The sequence below is a fragment of the Plantactinospora solaniradicis genome, from assembly GCF_042658085.1.
In the GTDB taxonomy this organism is placed as follows: domain Bacteria; phylum Actinomycetota; class Actinomycetes; order Mycobacteriales; family Micromonosporaceae; genus Plantactinospora; species Plantactinospora solaniradicis.
This window is the reverse complement of record NZ_JBHSPR010000037.1, coordinates 222,632-237,637: the sequence shown is the minus strand read 5'-3', so window position 1 is coordinate 237,637 and position 15,006 is coordinate 222,632. Positions and strand designations below refer to the sequence as shown.

14 protein-coding genes are annotated in these 15,006 nt (G+C 69.9%); 8 read left to right on the top strand and 6 right to left on the bottom strand.

Annotation, left to right across the window (positions count from 1 at the left end; genetic code table 11):
* Positions 1–172 precede the first annotated feature (172 nt).
* Positions 173–2,062, top strand: a complete 1,890-nt coding sequence (gene nhaA / locus ACFP2T_RS32555) for a Na+/H+ antiporter NhaA (RefSeq protein WP_377428953.1) — start codon at positions 173–175, stop codon at positions 2,060–2,062.
* A 21-nt stretch (positions 2,063–2,083) separates the two neighbouring features.
* Here the strand turns inward: nhaA and ACFP2T_RS32550 are convergent, their stop codons facing one another.
* On the bottom strand, positions 2,084–3,124 hold the full coding sequence (locus tag ACFP2T_RS32550) for an ArsR/SmtB family transcription factor (RefSeq protein ID WP_377428557.1): 1,041 nt from the start codon (positions 3,122–3,124) through the stop codon (positions 2,084–2,086).
* A 96-nt stretch (positions 3,125–3,220) separates the two neighbouring features.
* Here ACFP2T_RS32550 and ACFP2T_RS32545 point away from each other — a divergent pair, with 96 nt between their 5' ends.
* Positions 3,221–4,126, top strand: coding sequence for a CE1 family esterase (locus ACFP2T_RS32545; protein ID WP_377428556.1), 906 nt, complete (start codon positions 3,221–3,223; stop codon positions 4,124–4,126).
* Between the two features lie 81 nt (positions 4,127–4,207).
* On the opposite strand, the gene ACFP2T_RS32540 is transcribed toward ACFP2T_RS32545, so the two are convergent.
* The 3 genes from ACFP2T_RS32540 to ACFP2T_RS32530 are packed head-to-tail and all read right to left on the bottom strand — an operon-like array spanning position 4,208 to position 6,768.
* The gene (locus ACFP2T_RS32540; protein ID WP_377428554.1) at positions 4,208–4,969 is read right to left on the bottom strand and encodes an ABC transporter permease; all 762 of its coding nucleotides are present in this window, start codon (positions 4,967–4,969) and stop codon (positions 4,208–4,210) included.
* Positions 4,970–4,984: 15 nt separating this feature from the next.
* Positions 4,985–5,800, bottom strand: coding sequence for an ABC transporter permease (locus tag ACFP2T_RS32535; RefSeq protein WP_377428552.1), 816 nt, complete (start codon positions 5,798–5,800; stop codon positions 4,985–4,987).
* Positions 5,801–5,802: 2 nt separating this feature from the next.
* A complete protein-coding gene (locus ACFP2T_RS32530; protein WP_465264280.1) occupies positions 5,803–6,768 on the bottom strand; it encodes an ABC transporter ATP-binding protein in 966 nt (321 codons plus the stop codon).
* 144 nt (positions 6,769–6,912) lie between these two features.
* Between ACFP2T_RS32530 and ACFP2T_RS32525 the strand changes: the two genes are divergently transcribed.
* The 3 genes from ACFP2T_RS32525 (at position 6,913) to ACFP2T_RS32515 (ending at position 10,022) form a co-directional block, all read left to right on the top strand.
* Positions 6,913–8,868, top strand: coding sequence for a galactose-binding domain-containing protein (locus ACFP2T_RS32525; RefSeq protein WP_377428548.1), 1,956 nt, complete (start codon positions 6,913–6,915; stop codon positions 8,866–8,868).
* A gap of 84 nt (positions 8,869–8,952) precedes the next feature.
* Positions 8,953–9,678: a hypothetical protein gene (locus tag ACFP2T_RS32520; protein ID WP_377428546.1), complete on the top strand. Its 726-nt coding sequence runs from the start codon at positions 8,953–8,955 to the stop codon at positions 9,676–9,678.
* Positions 9,675–10,022: a transcriptional regulator gene (locus tag ACFP2T_RS32515; protein WP_377428544.1), complete on the top strand. Its 348-nt coding sequence runs from the start codon at positions 9,675–9,677 to the stop codon at positions 10,020–10,022. Before ACFP2T_RS32520 ends, ACFP2T_RS32515 begins: the two co-directional genes overlap by 4 nt.
* A 212-nt stretch (positions 10,023–10,234) precedes the next feature.
* Here ACFP2T_RS32515 and ACFP2T_RS32510 read toward each other — a convergent pair whose 3' ends face one another.
* Positions 10,235–10,678, bottom strand: a complete 444-nt coding sequence (locus tag ACFP2T_RS32510) for a hypothetical protein (protein ID WP_377428542.1) — start codon at positions 10,676–10,678, stop codon at positions 10,235–10,237.
* Between the two features lie 116 nt (positions 10,679–10,794).
* Here ACFP2T_RS32510 and ACFP2T_RS32505 point away from each other — a divergent pair, with 116 nt between their 5' ends.
* The gene (locus ACFP2T_RS32505) at positions 10,795–11,217 is read left to right on the top strand and encodes a type II toxin-antitoxin system Phd/YefM family antitoxin (protein ID WP_377428541.1); all 423 of its coding nucleotides are present in this window, start codon (positions 10,795–10,797) and stop codon (positions 11,215–11,217) included.
* Between the two features lie 155 nt (positions 11,218–11,372).
* Positions 11,373–12,593 carry an ROK family protein gene (locus tag ACFP2T_RS32500; RefSeq protein WP_377428539.1) on the top strand — a complete coding sequence of 407 codons (1,221 nt, stop codon included), beginning with the start codon at positions 11,373–11,375 and terminating at the stop codon, positions 12,591–12,593.
* 25 nt (positions 12,594–12,618) lie between these two features.
* On the opposite strand, the gene ACFP2T_RS32495 is transcribed toward ACFP2T_RS32500, so the two are convergent.
* Positions 12,619–13,311, bottom strand: a complete 693-nt coding sequence (locus ACFP2T_RS32495; RefSeq protein WP_377428537.1) for a DUF998 domain-containing protein — start codon at positions 13,309–13,311, stop codon at positions 12,619–12,621.
* Between the two features lie 415 nt (positions 13,312–13,726).
* On the opposite strand from ACFP2T_RS32495, the gene ACFP2T_RS32490 reads away from it, so the two are divergent.
* Positions 13,727–15,004, top strand: a complete 1,278-nt coding sequence (locus tag ACFP2T_RS32490) for an ABC transporter substrate-binding protein (protein WP_377428535.1) — start codon at positions 13,727–13,729, stop codon at positions 15,002–15,004.
* Positions 15,005–15,006 lie beyond the last annotated feature (2 nt).

Here is a 15,006-nt window from a genome sequence, read left to right as displayed (position 1 = left end):
TTGCCCTAGCGGTTTTCCACTGTTCCGACCTGAACAACGCCCCGGCCCGGGGCGGGATTCCCCGAGGCTGTTCACCCGAGCCGGCCTGCCATTCGGGCGCCACGTGGTAAATCTCGATGGGCGGCACATGCGGGGGACGGGGGTAACGGTGACGGACTCACCTTCGTCCGGAATGCTCGGGCGCACGGTCTGGGGCCACGAGATTCCCGCGCCGTTGCGCAGGTTCCTGCGGACCGAATCGGGCAGCGCGGGGGTGCTGGTCGCGGCCATCGTCGCGGCGCTGGTCTGGGCGAACGTCGACAACCACTCGTACGAGGCGGTCTGGCACACCGAACTGGCGATCCGGCTCGGCGATGCCGGCGTCGCACTCGACCTGCGCTCCTGGGTCAACAGCGGGCTGATGACGCTGTTCTTCCTGGTCGTGGGGCTGGAGGCGCGCCGCGAGTTCGACCTCGGCGACCTACGTGAGCGGCGACGGTTCGTGCTGCCGCTCGTCGCCGGCATCGTGGCCATGATCATCCCGGTGCTGATCTACCTGCTCGTCAACCGTGGTGGTGGGCCGGGCGCGCACGGCTGGGGCGCGGCCATGTCCACCGACACCGCACTAGCCCTCGGCATGCTCGCGCTGCTGGGTCGGGGCGTACCCGATCAGGCCCGGGTCTTCCTGCTGACCGTGTTCGTGGTGGACGACCTGATCGCCCTGGTCGTCATCGCGGTCGTCTACACCGAGGACATCACCGTGACGCCGCTGGTCATCGGGGTCGCCCTGTTCCTGGCGCTGCTCGGCCTGCGCGCCCTGGGGGTACGGCACGGCTTCGTCTATGCCCCGTTCTGCATCGCGCTCTGGGGCGCGCTGCTGGCCAGCGGGGTGGATCCGGTGGTGGCCGGGCTGCTGATCGGGCTGACCGCCACGGCGTACTCGCCGGCCCGGGGTGCCCTGGAGACCGCCAGTGGGCTGTTCAAGCTGTTCCGCGAGCAGCCGACCGCCGAACTGGCCCGCTCCGCCACCCGGGGGCTGACCCTGGCGCTCTCGCCCAACGACCGGCTCCAGCGGATGTACCACCCGTGGAGCAGCTACGTCATCGTCCCGCTGTTCGGGCTGGCCAACGCCGGCATCATGATCGACGGGGGCTTTCTCGCCCGCGCCTTCACCTCCCCGGTGACGCTCGGCATCCTGCTCGGGTACGTCGTCGGCAAGCCGATCGCGATCCTCGGGGTCTCCGGGCTGCTGACCTGGCTCACCCGGGGCCGGATCCGTCCGGCGGTGGGGTGGGCGTCCGTGCTGGGCAGCGGCACCATCGCCGGGGTCGGCTTCACCCTGTCGCTCCTGATCGCCACCCTCGCCTTCGAGGGCCCGCAACTCGCCGAGGCGAAGATCGGCGTGCTGAGCGCGACAATCGTCGCGGCCCTGCTCACCTGGGGCGTCTACCGGATCACCGCGTCGCTGCCGAAGCCGCTCCGGGCCCGCGCGCTGTTCGGGGACGCCGACCAACTCGTCGACCTCGTCCCGCCGGTCAACCCGGAGCACGACCACATTCGTGGGCCGGCGGACGCCTCCGTCACGCTCGTCGAGTACGGCGACTTCCAGTGCCCGTACTGCGGGCAGGCCGAGCCGGTGGTCCGGGAACTGCTGACCGACGCCGATCTGCGCTACGTCTGGCGCCACCTGCCGCTCACCGACGTGCATCCACAGGCGCAACTCGCGGCGGAGGCGAGCGAGGCCGCGGCGGCGCAGGGGGCGTTCTGGCAGATGCACGACCTGCTGATGGATCATCAGGACAAGCTGGTGACCGCGGACCTGGTGAGGTACGCCGGTGAGATCGGCCTCGACCAGAAGCGGTTCCGCGACGAGCTGCTGGAGAACGTGTACGCCGTCCGGATCGACCATCACATCGAGTCGGCCGACCTCAGCGGCGTCTCCGGCACGCCGACGTTCTTCATCAACGACAAGCGCCACTACGGCGCGTACGACATCGGGACCCTGACCAGGGCGATCAAGGCCGCCCGGGCCCGGGCCCGGGTCCGGGCGGGCCCGGGCCGGGGCAGGGGAGACCGGAGGTAGGCCGCCCCGCCCGAGGCACGGTCACGACCTCCCGGGCGTCGGCACCGGGTCCACCGGCCGGATCCGTCGGATCGGCCCCGCCGGCTCGGTCCGCGGGGACCCGTTCTGGGCCAGCAGGTGGATGCCGAGCGGCGTGAGCGTGTGCACGATCGAGCCCCCGACCCGATCGCTGTGGACGAGCCCGGAGGCGCGCAGCGCCGAGGCGTGCTCGGAGGCCGACGACAGGCTGATTCCCGCGTGCCGGCCGAGCGTCGTGGTGGTGTGCCGTCCCGGCTCGCCGATCCGGCGCAGCACCGCCGCCCGGGTACCGCCGAGGAGGCGGGCGAGCGGATCGTCGCCCGACGGGTTCGCACCGGTCGGCGCGAGGGCCAGCGCCGGGTAGACGAGCAGTACCGGTTGCCCCGGCTCGACCAGTACCCGGGGCAGGGGACCGGCGAACGGGGTGGGCACCAGCAGCACGCCCTTGCCGGTGCCCTGGACGTCCCCACTCCACCAGCTGTCGATCTCGAGTACGGGTGGCCGCCAGCGGATCGCCGGATGCAGCGTGGTGAACAGGGTGTCCACCCCGGACAGCGCGTACGTCTGGGCGGCCTGGGCGACCCAGCTCCGGTGGCTCAGGGTCAGGCTCGACCAGTCCGGGGCGAGCACCGCGTCGAAGTAGCGGCGCAGGGACATTGTCAACATGTCGAGTGCGTCCCGGTCGGCCGTGGCGAACCGCCGCCGCCACGGGGTGGCCGGCAGGTTCGCGTACGCCTCGGTCAGCTCGTCGCGGATCCGTTGCCGGGGTGTGGCGCGGATCGCCTCGATGCCGGCCTCCACCGAGTCCAGCCCGTAGTAGGGGGTGAGGAAGTCCGGTAGGAAGCCCTGGGCCGGCAGCAGGTGTCGCAGCGCTCCGGTGGCCGCCGCGACCCCCTCGCCCCGGTCGGCCAGCTCGGGCATCACCGCAGCCAGGGCCGGGTCCCGCAGTGCCTGGCAGGCCAGGATCGCGTTTCCGACCGGATGCATCCGGTCGACGAACCGCACCCGTACCAGGTCTGCCGGATCGAGTCGTAGGGAGATCACCTTGTCCAGCCTGCCGGCATTCGGCGTACGCCGAAAGGGTTGACCCGGCAGACCCGGCGATCCGAGGGTATGGCGCACGGGCGGAAGGAGCTGGTGGTGCGACGGGTTGCTGCGTGGTGTGGGTTGTTGGGTGCGTTGTCAGGCGTGGTGGCCTGTGGCGGGGGTACGCAGCAGGCGTCGTCGTCACCAGCTCCGTCCAGCTCGGCCGTCGCGCCCGCTGTCGCGCCCGCACCCGGGAAGCACCAGCTCACGCTGGAGCATGGCGGAGCCACCCGCAAGTACCGGCTGCACGCGCCGGACGGCTACGACCCGGCCCGGCCGGTTCCGTTGGTGATCGCCATGCATCCCTATCCCGGCAACGGGTCGGCGATGATCGAGTTGGCCGGGCTGGACGAGGTGGCCGCGCGGGAGAACTTCCTGGTCGCCTACCCCGACGGGATCGCCGGTGGGTTCAACGCGTTGATCTGCTGCGGCAAGGCCGACGACGTCGGGTTCCTGACGGCGCTCACCGAGCACCTGGTCGCGGACTGGCGGGTCGACCCGGACCGGGTCTACCTGACCGGCATCTCCAACGGTGGCGACATGAGCTTCCGGGCCGCGGTCGAGGCCACCGGAATGTTCGCGGCAATCGGCGCGGTCAGCGGCGGTTTCGGCGGCGCGCTCGCCGCGAAGCCCGACTACGTGCCGAAGAGCCCGGTCTCGGTCATCACGTTCATCGGTGACCAGGACCGGTACGCCCAGACTTTCCGCAGCGGGATCCAGACCTGGCAACAGCGGCTGCGGTGCACCCCGGTCAAACCCGCCCCGAAGTCCCCGGCCGAGACGATCGTCCTCACCCGGACCCGCTGTGCCGATGGCAGCGAGGTGGAGGTCTACGTGATCGAGGGCATGGGACACTCCTGGCCCGGGGCGAAGACCGGGGGGCTGGCCGCGCCCGACGCCGGGGTGGTGGCTACCGAGCTGGTCTGGAAGTTCTTCGCCGCCCATCCCCGGAAGCGCTGACCACCCGCCGACCTCGGGCCCAGGTCAGCAGCGCCGGCCCGGCTCAGCAGCAACCGGCTCATCAGCTCAGCGGCAATCGGCTCAGCTCAACAGCATGCGACCCAGCCGGCGGTTCGCCAGCCACGTGCCGGCGCAACCCATCGCCACCAGGTACGCGGTCGCGCCGAGCATGCCGACGCCGAGCTGCCCGGTGGTCAGCCCGCGGAGCAGTTCGATGCTCTGGTAGAGCGGCAGGGCCGCGACCACCACCTGGACCGGCTCCGGATAGACCGACAGCGGGTAGAAGGTCGTGGAGAACAGGAACATCGGCAGCATGCAGAGTTGCAGGTACTGGTGGTCGTGCGGGTCGCGCAGATAGGTCGCGGCGGCGAGACCGGCGGCCGAGAACGCGAAGGCGATCAGCACGGCCGCCGGCACGGCCAGTAGCGCCCACCACGAGTGGACCATGCCGAGGGCGGCGATGACGGCGCAGAAACAGGCGGCGGAGAGCGTACTGCGCAGCACCGAGGCGGCGATCTCGCCGACCGTGATATCGGCGATCCGCATCGGCGTGGTCACGATCGCGTCGTAGAGCTTGTCGAAGCGGACCCGCCACCACACGTTGCCGGTCGTCTCGTTGACGGCGCTGTTCATCGCGGAGGTGGCGAGCAGGGCCGGCGCGACGAACGCGGCGTACCGGCCGACGCCTCCGTCGGCTCCGGCGGTGACGAGCTGCCCGATGCCGATGCCGACCGACAGCAGGTAGAGGAACGGCTCGAAGATGCCGTTGACGACGAGGTTCCACGGGCGCCCGTGTCGCAGCACCCACAGGTGCCGCAGGACGATCAGGTGTGCCGATGACACGCGCGACTCCACTTCCTACCCGTGCAGGTTTCGTCGGTAGTTACGGCGTGCCACCAGGTAGCCGGCACCGGCCAGGGCGACGAGGTATGCCAGGTGGCCCAGGCTGACCGGCCAGGTCGCGGTGCCGAGGCTCAACGTCCGGCAGAGCTCGACGCCGTGCCACAGCGGCGTGACGTAGACGATCGGCCGGAGCGCGTCCGGCAGTTGCCCGACCGCGAAGAACGTGCCGGAGAAGAGGTAGAGCGGCATGACGACCCACTTGAAGGCGCCCATCACCGGACCGACGCTGGTCAGGGTGACCGCCCAGGCGGCCGACGGCAGGGCGAACGCCAGGCCGGTCAGCGTCGCCGCCGGCAGGGCCAGCGCGACCATCGGGGACTGCGCGGCGCCGAACGCGACCATCACGGCCAGGAACACCGCGGCGTTCGTCGCGACCCGTACCGCCATGAACAGGGCGTGGCCGTGCAGGATGTCCTCCGGCTCCAGCGGGGTGCCCGCGGCCACCGGGTAGGCGCCGCCCGGCTGCCGGCTCATGCTGACCGGAAATGCCGCCTCCACGATGCCGTTCTGCATCGCGGCGGCGGCGAGGATTCCGGGCGCGAAGAACGCGAGATAGTCGACGCCGCCGAGCACGGCCAGGTCCGGGCCGATCAACCGACCGAGCCCCAGCCCCATCGCCACGAGGAACAGCAGGGGATTGGCGATGCCGATGACGAGGGTGCCCCGCCAGGTCCGCCGGTAGCGCAGCGCCCAGTACCGGTACGCCCGTAGGGCCATGTCGGCGGCGCCGACCGGGACGGGTCGGGGCGGTGCGGGGGTCGAGGTGGCCACGGTCAGTCCACCAGGGTCCGGCCGGTCAGGGCGAGGAAGACGTCCTCCAGGCTCGCCCGCCGCACCATCGCGGTGATCGGGCTCAACCCCAACCGGTGTACGACCGCCAGCGCCGTCTCGCCCTCCGCCGTGTACCAGAGGAGCCGGTCGGGCAGCTCCTCCAGCCGGTCGTGCACGCCCGCATCGCGCAGCTTCTCCAGCGCGGTGCCCTGCTCACCGACGCCGAACCGCAGTTCGAGCACCTCGCGGGTGGAATGTGTGGCGATCAGTTCGGCAGGGGAGCCCTGCGCGACGATCCGGCCGGAGTCCAGCACCACGAGCCGGTCGCAGAGCTGCTCCGCCTCGTCCATGTAGTGGGTGGTGAGCACCAGGCTGACGCCCTGTTGCTTGAGCCGGAACAGCCGGTCCCAGAGGACGTGCCGGGCCTGTGGATCGAGTCCGGTGGTCGGCTCGTCGAGCAGCAGGATCTCCGGCTCGTTGATCAGGGACCGGGCGATGGTGAGTCGCCGCCGCATGCCGCCGGAGAGCGCCTCCACCCGTTCCCCGCCGCGCTCGGTCAGCTGGGCGAACTCCAGCAGTCGGTCGCCACGTTCGGCGATCACCTGCTTGGGCAGTCCGAAGTAGCGCCCGTAGATGAGCAGGTTCTCCCGGACGGTGAGCTCGCGGTCGAGGGCGTCGTCCTGGGGTACGACGCCGAGCCGGGCCCGGATCCGCTGGCCCTCCTTCCGGGGATCCATCCCCAGTACCCGCAGCGTGCCCGAGGTGGGTGGCGAGACGCAGGCGATCATCCGCATCGTGGAGGACTTACCGGCGCCGTTCGGGCCGAGGAAGCCGAACGCCTCCCCGCGGTGCAGGCTGAAGTCGATTCCGTCGACCGCTGTGAAGCCCGTGTCCCGCCGGTTCCGGGGTGGGTAGCGCTTGACCAGGTCGACCGCCTGCACGAGGACATCAGTCACGCGGCAGAGCATAGGAAGCCCAAAATTATCCTGCAACTTTCTTTCGGCCAGGCGAGCCGAAGATTGCAGTCTCAAGTCCAACTATTGCGGGAATCTGTCCAGTCCTGGCAAGCTAAGGCATCGATCCGCGTCCCTTCCCCCCGAGGAGCGGTAGCCATGGCGGTTTCACGCCGAAAGTTCATGACGTCCACGGCGGCCGGCTCGGCCCTCGCCGCGATCTCCACCACCGAACTGCTGTCGGCCGTGACCAGCCCGGCCAGCGCGGCCAGCCCACCCGGCGACGTCGTCGGCAAGGTCTCCGTCGGATACCAGGGCTGGTTCGCCTGCCCCGGCGACGGGGCACCGATCGGCGGCTGGTGGCACTGGAGTCGCGACCGGTTCCAGCCGCCGTCGCCGAGCAACACCACGATCGTGTCCTGGCCGGACATGCGCGAACTGAGCCGTGGCTACACCACCGCGTACCCGAACCTCGGCAACGGGCAGCCCGCGCAACTGTTCTCCTCCTACGACCAGCAGACCGTGGACACGCACTTCCGGTGGATGCAGGAGTACAACTGCGACACCGCCGCGCTACAGCGGTTCAACCCGATGGGCGACGAGGGGCCGACCCGGGACGCGATGGCCACCAAGGTCCGGAGCGCGGCGGAGCGGTTCGGCCGCAAGTACTACATCATGTACGACGTCACGAGCTGGACGAGCTTCCAGGCCGAGATCAAGACCGACTGGACCACGAAGATGTCGGCGCACACCGCCTCGCCCGCGTACGCCCGGCAGAACGGCAGGCCGGTCGTCTGCATCTGGGGCTTCGGCTTCAACGACGACGGTCGCCCGTTCCCTCCGGGTCCCTGCCTCGAGGTCGTCAACTGGTTCAAGGCCCAGGGCTGCTACGTGATCGGCGGCGTGCCGACGTACTGGCGGCAGGGGATCAACGACTCCCGGCCCGGGTTCCTCGACGTCTACCACGCGTTCAACATGATTTCGCCGTGGATGGTGGGCCGCACCGGCACCCTCGACGGGCTGGACTGGTTCTACACCAACGTCAACCAGCCGGACCAGGCCGACTGCAACGCCCGGGGCATCGACTACCAGCCGTGCGTGATGCCCGGCGACCTGGCGTCGGGGCATCGCTACCACGGTGACTTCTACTGGCGGCACTTCTACAACATGGTGCGGGTCGGGGCTCAGGGGATCTACATCTCGATGTTCGACGAGTTCAACGAGGGCAACCAGATCGCCAAGACCAGCGAGACCCAGGCGACCACCCCGGCCGGGGCCGGAATCCGCGCGCTCGACGAGGACGGCACCTTCTGCTCCTCCGACTACTACCTGCGGATCACCGCCGACGGCAACCGGATGCTCAAGGGCCAACTCGCGCTGACCCCGGTCCGGCCGACCCCGCCGGTGGTCGGCGGCGGCGACACCCCGCCGACCGCGCCGGGCAACCTGACGGTGACCGGACGGACCACCACCAGCGTCTCGCTGTCCTGGACCGCGTCGACGGACAACGTCGGCGTCACCGGCTACCAGGTCCGGCAGGGTACGACGGTGGTCGGCACGCCGACCGGCACCTCGTACACGGTCACCGGCCTCAACCCGGCGACCAGCTACAGCTTCTCCGTCGTCGCCCGGGACGCGGCCGGCAACGTCTCGCCGTCGTCCAACCCGGTCTCCGCGACCACCGACGCGGCGCCGAACACCAACCTGGCCCGGGGCAAGGCGACGGCGGAGAGCGGGCATGTCCAGCACTACGGCTCGGGCAACACAGTCGACGGCGACCCGCACAGCTACTGGGAGAGCCCGAACCACGCTTTCCCCCAGTGGGTGCAGGTCGACCTCGGCGCCACCACTTCCGTGGGTCGGGTGGTGCTGAAGCTCCCGCCGTTGTCCGCGTGGGGTGCCCGCACCCAGACGGTCGCCGTACGCGGCAGCACCAACGGCTCGTCGTTCAGCACCCTGTCGGCCTCGACCGGACGACGGTTCGATCCGGCGACCGGCAACGCCGTCACCATCACCTTCACCGCGACGCCGACCCGTTACGTCCGGCTGGAGTTCACCGGCAACACGGGCTGGCCCGCCGGGCAGGTGTCGGAGTTCGAGGTCTATTCCGGGTAGGCCACCTACGGTCACCTCCATGGGCTGTGCACCGTCGCCAAGTTAGGGCTAGTGCAAATAGGTTTGCTGTGGAAACCTATTGCTATGACCACTGACTCGGTATCAACCGGCGACGACCCCCACCGCCTCCTCTCCGACCTGCGCAGCCTCGCCGGCCGCGTGCGCCGCGACCAGCGCCTGACCTGGGTCGCGCTGCTGGTGCTGGCCGCGACGGCCTTCCTGGCCATCCCGTTCGACTGGCTCTTCATGAGGCTCCAGTGCCAAGCCCACGGCTGCATGTTCGCGCGCCGCGGCATGCTCTACTACTGGCCGCCGGCACTCCTGCTCGCCTACGCCGCGATCGCGGTCAGCTACGTGCGGGCCGCCCGGGCGCGGGGGCTGGGTGCCCGCGTGCTGCCTTATGCGATCACCGGTGCCGTGACGGCCGTCGTGTTCACCGCGGTGTACACGGCGGCGGCGCTTTACTTCCCGAACCACCTGCCGTTCGGGGACGGCCCGTCGCCGTACTGGTGGATCCTGCTGGACCGGCTGATCGCACCGTGGGGCCTGATGGGTCTTGCGCTGCTCGTGCTGGCCAGCCTGGAACGCAACGTCGCGCTGCTGCTGTTCACCGTGGGCTACCTGGTGCTGGTACTGCTGGTGCTGCCGACGACCGAGGGGCTGATACCGCCGAATTGGGCGATCCCGTCGTTCATGTCGGGGACGGAAAGCCAGTTCCGGCTGTCGATGGCGCTGCCCCAGCTCAGCACCGGCACCGTGCTCCTGGCGGGCGGGATCGGCTTCTCGGTGGCCCGCCGGAGTCAGCGATGACCGTCGAGACCGACACCCCGGACCCGTCCGGCCACCCGGTCACCGGCCTCGACGAGGTCGTGCACCAGCGGGTGCGGCTGGGCATCCTCGCCATCGCCCACGAGGCACGGCGCGTCGAGTTCGGCTACCTGCGTACCCAGCTCGACCTGACCGCCGGCAACCTCTCCAAGCACCTGACCGTGCTGGAGACGGCCGGCCTGATCGACATCGAGAAGGGCTACGAGGGCAAGCGCGGGCGCACCTGGATCACCCTCACCGGCGACGGCAACACCGCCCTCGCCGAGGAGATCGGCCGCCTGAAGGTGCTGATCGCCCGCGTCGAAACCACCACGGAGGACAACTGACCCTGACCCGCCGCACCTGCTCGCCGCCGGCCTGGCCGTCCCGCTCGCCACCGCCGTCGGCTGACCGCTGATCCAGCACCCGATCGAGCGCACTCGCCCAGTGGAGAAACCAGCATGGCAAGGCGTCGATGTGGCCGGGCGGCGGGGTCGAGATCAGCGAATAGCGCAGGTGACGAATATCTGCCCTCCACCGGTCAGACCCGGTTGCCGAATCAGCGGGGCCGCCGTCCAGAATTTCCGATCAGCCATCGCCGGGGGATGGGAAGCGCGGAGCTATCGAACCCTACGCTTCCGGCGCTGTACCGCCGGACGGCGCTCGCTACGCGGCGCCAACCAATGAAGGTGAAGTTCCCCAGGTAGAAGAGCATCCAGCCGTCACAGGAGTTTGAGTAGTAGGGCTTGGTCGCAGACGACGATGCCGGGTCGACACCGGGCGCTGGATGTGCGTAGAGACGCCACACGCCATCGCCGTCATAGCAGAACAGGCGATCGACCTCCGACCACTGCCAGAACCCACGCTTCTCCCAGATCGGTCCCGGGTCGAACTCGTACCGCCTGCCGTCGCCGGCGTCGCCCCGATCTCTTCCCTTGGCCCAGGCCGCGAAGCCATCCTCGCCGATGGCGAGGTGCCAGTTCCTCCCTTTGAAGACCTTCACGGTGGCAACTGTACGAGTGCTACCGCCTGGGTTGTCGGTCCGCGAAGTCCACTCCGGATGGTCCACTGCCGACCGATCCGGAGCGGCGTGTCGTACCCGGGAGGGAGCATTGGCGAATGGCTGCCCCCGCTCCGGTCCCCGACCCCGATCCCTCGCGTGCGCTGCCGTTACGCGAGGTCCGGGTCCGGCTGACTCAGCTCGTCGCGTTGGCCGAGGTGGCCGACACGGTCACGATGATCACGAGAGACGGTGACCCGCGACCGATCGCCGCGATCGTGCCGGCTCCGGCCGCGCGCACGGCGGCGCGGGCCCGCGCCGACGCCGAGCGGGTCGGCACGGTGGCCGCCGGTTGGGCCCGTCGGCTCGACGAACTGCACCGGCAGGGCGCCCGCCGGCACGCGGCCGAACTCCGGGCGGTCAGCGACGCACTCGCCCAGGCATGGGCCGAGCTCGACCGCCGGGTCGTGCCGGGCAGTGATCCGGCACTCGCACGGCTGCGCGCGGTCCACGCCGACCTGCTGCGGAATTCGCCGGAATGACGAGAAGGCCCATTTTGGACGATGTGACCTGGCGAGGCTGGCGCCGGACTATGTCGGGCGCTTATTCTAAGTGTTATGAGATGTGTGCGACGATCCCGCGCCACAGCTCGTGTCGGCATCGATCGGCACTCGGCTCCACCGTCTAGAGTTTTGTCGTGAAGCGCACCTCCAGGGACATCCGGATAGCCAACCGTTTCGAGGTGCTGCGCCGGATCATCGGGGCACCGATGGTCTCCCGCCAGCAGATCGCCAGCGAGACCGGGCTCAGCCTCGCTACCGCGGCCAACCTCATCGGCGAGCTGATGGAGCTCGGCCTGCTGGTCGAGGTCGGCTTCCAGGACTCGGGCGGTGGCAGGCCCCGAGGCGTCGTCTCGGTCAACCCCTCCGGTGGCGTACTGGTGGGTGTCGACGTCGCAGAGACGTACGTACACGTCGAACTCTTCGACGCCGCCCTGGGCGTACTGGCGAGTGTCGAGGAGGAGTTGCACCCCCGGGAGAACCGGCCAGAGCAGGTGGTGGCGCACATCGCCTCGGGGGTCCAGGCCGCGTTCGCGGCGGCCGGTGTCGGGCCGGACCGGGTGCTCGGGGCGGGCGTCAGCGTGCCCGGCCAGGTCGACCGGGAGGGCGGGGTGTCGGTGTACGCCCCGAACTGGGACTGGCACGACGTACCGCTGCGCAGCATGCTGGCCGAGTCCCTGGACCTGCCGTTGTACCTGGACAACCCGCTGCGGGCCTGCGTGGTCGCCGAACTCTGGTTCGGTGCCGGTCGGGGCCGCGACGACGTGGTGGTGGTCAACCTCGGCACCGGAGTGGGCGCGGGTCTGGCGTTCGGCGGCACGCTCTACCGGGGCGCCACCAACAGTGCCGGCGAATGGGGACACACCACGCTGGTGGTCGACGGGCGGCTCTGCCACTGCGGCAGTCGCGGCTGCGTCGAGACGTACGTCGGTGCGCCCGGCATCATGCAGACCCTGCGCGACCTGGCCCCGAACAGCCCGCTGCTGCATCCCGAGGACCAGACGGCCACGATCGACGCGCTGGCCCGGGGGGTGGCGGCCGGAGATCCGGTGGCGGCCAAGGTGGTCACCGAAACCGCCCGCTACCTCGGCGTCGCGGTCGCCGACCTGATCAACCTGGTCAACCCGGAAGTGATCGTGCTCAGCAGTTGGGTCGCCGCCCGGCTGGGTGAGGCGCTGCTCTCCGAGGTGGGTGCGGTGGTCGCCCAACACGCGCTCAGCCGCCCCCTCGCCGCCACCGAGATCACCCTCTGCCGGATCGCCGGCAATCCGGTCAGCCTCGGCGCGGCCACCTTCGCCCTGAAACGGTTCCTCGCCGGCATCGGCACCCCGACCGGGGGCCTCATCCGCAGAGTCTGACGCCTCCGCCCGCGAGACCGTCCCCCTACTCCTCGCCGGCCCGGGTCAGCCGCTGCCCGGCCAGTAGCGACGTCCAGACCAGGACGAGCGCGATCGCGACGGCGAAGGCGATGTTCGCCGGCCGGGCGCCCTGTAGTGCGAAGACCGAGATCCAGGTCGCCAGGAAGAGGCCGCCGCTCACCGCGCTGAAGGCCGCCCAGCCGCGACGGCCGTCCGCGGCGAACCGCCGGGCGAAACTGAAGCACGCGGAGATCAGTGCGAGGAAGGCGATCGTGGCGACGAGGAAGTGCACGCCTGCGTGCCAGCTCATGGTCGTGGGCGCGCCGACCGGCGTCCCCGGCGGAAAGCCGTCGGCAGGATCGGCGGAGAAGACGGCCGCGGCGACCATCCCGGTGCCGAACACGCCGACCAGTCGCGGTCCCCAACGCCCGCGCCGGCCCACCGCCGGCCCCGACACCCGGTGCAGCCCGATCGCCCACGCCACGAACAACAGGCCGCTGACCCCGAAGTTGGCGATCTGGATCCATCCCTGGTCGCCGTTGCTCAGCATGCTGGCCGGATGCCGGCTGATGTCGAACCCGTCCCTGGTGAGCAGCTGCAGCACGACCACGACGATGTAGAGCGGGCCGGCGACGATGCCACAGGTCAGCAGCGTCCTCGTCGACCCGACGGCCGCGCCGGGCGCCCCGCCCGCCGCCACGGTGACGTTCTCGGTCATCGGTGTGCCCCTCTTCACGGTCTTCCTCGCTCTCGCCGAGTTCACGGCAACCCGGACTCCGGCTGCCGGCACCGAGAATGTCACTCACACCTTATATAAGTCAACTACGAAATTGATGCGAAGGAAGGGCCCCTTCTTATCGCTTTCTGTAGATGAAGGGCCCCTTCTTAACGGCCGCAGACGGCGGCGGACGGCGGCGCGCAGGGGCAGCGACATCGAAAACCATCGCTGAATTGTCCAGCCTGGACAGGGGAGTGGCGACCGGCCACAGGGGCTTATTCTTCGTCCTTGACGAAGTATTGGCAGAAGCTTAGGCTCGGCCTCACTTCCACCACCCGATTCATGAGCTCCGATGCGCACCGCCACCACCAGGAGGGTGCATCTCCGCCACCAACGAGGAGAAGGAAGTCGCATCATGAGCGGTCCCACGCCCGGCCTGTCCCGCCGGCGCTTCCTCGGCACCTCGCTGCTCTTCGTCGGCGGAGCCGCGATCTCCGCCTGCCAGACCGACCCGACCGGCTCCGGCTCAGGGGCCGCCAAGGTCACCCTCAACCACTGGTACCACGAGTACGGAGAGCAGGGCACCCGGGAGGCGGCGATGCGGTACGCCGCCGACTACACGAAACAGCACCCGGACGTCGCGGTGAAGGTGACCTGGGTGCCGGGCGACTACAAGACGAAGTGGCAGTCGTCGGTGCTGACCCCCGAAGGCCCCGACGTGTACGAGATCAACGAGGTCACCCCGGACATGGTGGCGCAGCAGCAGGTCGCCGCCCTGGACGACATCCTCGGTGCGGCGAAGAGCGAATTCAACCCGCACGCGCTCGGCCCGCTGACCCACGGTGGCAAGGCGTACGGCGTGCCGATGATCATCGACGTGATGCTGCTGTACTACCGGAAGAGTCTGCTCTCCGCCGCCGGGGTGCAGCCGCCGACGACCCTCACCGGGCTGGTCGACGCGGCCAAGGCGCTCACCCGGGGAAAGACCAAGGGCATCTTCGTCGGCAACGACGGTCTCGCCGGCATGCGGAACCTGTTGCCGTTCTCCGTCGGGCAGAACGTGCTGACCGACCGCAAGGTCAGCTACGCCACCCCGGAGATCGCCGACGCGTTCGCCGTGGTACGCCGGATGTTCACCGACAAGTCGATGCTGCTCGGCTATGCCACCGAGTGGTACGACCCGGGTGCGCTCATCACCGGCGCCACCGCGATCGCCTGGGGCGGCCTGTGGGCGCTGCCGCAGATCAAGAAGGAACTCGTCGACGACTTCGACCTCGTTCCGTGGCCCGCGCACGGGCCGACCGGCAAGCCGGTGGTCCTCCTCGGCGGCTGGTCCCAGGTGGTCAACGGCAAGAGCAAGCACGTGGCGGAGGCGAAGAACTACGTCCAGTGGCTGTGGTTGCAGAACAACGACGTACAGCAGGACTGGGCGCTGAGCTACGGCTTCCACGTGCCGCCCCGGGCGGGCCTCGCCGCGCAGGCGGAGCCGCTGCGGTCCGGGCCGGCGAAAACCGCCGTCGACCTGCTCAACCAGTACGGCACCCGGACCACCGCGCTCTGGGCGCCGGCGGTCAGCAAGCCGTACGACGACGCGGCCTCCGACATCGTCAAGAAGAACGCCGACCCGTTGGCGACGCTGCGCGCGGCGGCGCAACGCTCGCAGGAGGCCCTCGACAAGCTGCCGACGGTCTGAGG

Excerpts from the sequence above, each read along its gene's own strand:
- ACFP2T_RS32515 (WP_377428544.1), top strand. The coding sequence starts at position 9,675 with ATGACCGTCGAGACCGACACCCCGGACCCGTCCGGCCACCCGGTCACC.
- ACFP2T_RS32505 (WP_377428541.1), top strand. The coding sequence starts at position 10,795 with ATGGCTGCCCCCGCTCCGGTCCCCGACCCCGATCCCTCGCGTGCGCTG.
- ACFP2T_RS32525 (WP_377428548.1), top strand. The coding sequence starts at position 6,913 with ATGGCGGTTTCACGCCGAAAGTTCATGACGTCCACGGCGGCCGGCTCG.
- ACFP2T_RS32495 (WP_377428537.1), bottom strand. The coding sequence starts at position 13,311 with ATGACCGAGAACGTCACCGTGGCGGCGGGCGGGGCGCCCGGCGCGGCC.
- nhaA (WP_377428953.1), top strand. The coding sequence starts at position 173 with ATGCTCGGGCGCACGGTCTGGGGCCACGAGATTCCCGCGCCGTTGCGC.
- ACFP2T_RS32490 (WP_377428535.1), top strand. The coding sequence starts at position 13,727 with ATGAGCGGTCCCACGCCCGGCCTGTCCCGCCGGCGCTTCCTCGGCACC.
- ACFP2T_RS32520 (WP_377428546.1), top strand. The coding sequence starts at position 8,953 with ATGACCACTGACTCGGTATCAACCGGCGACGACCCCCACCGCCTCCTC.
- ACFP2T_RS32530 (WP_465264280.1), bottom strand. The coding sequence starts at position 6,768 with ATGCTCTGCCGCGTGACTGATGTCCTCGTGCAGGCGGTCGACCTGGTC.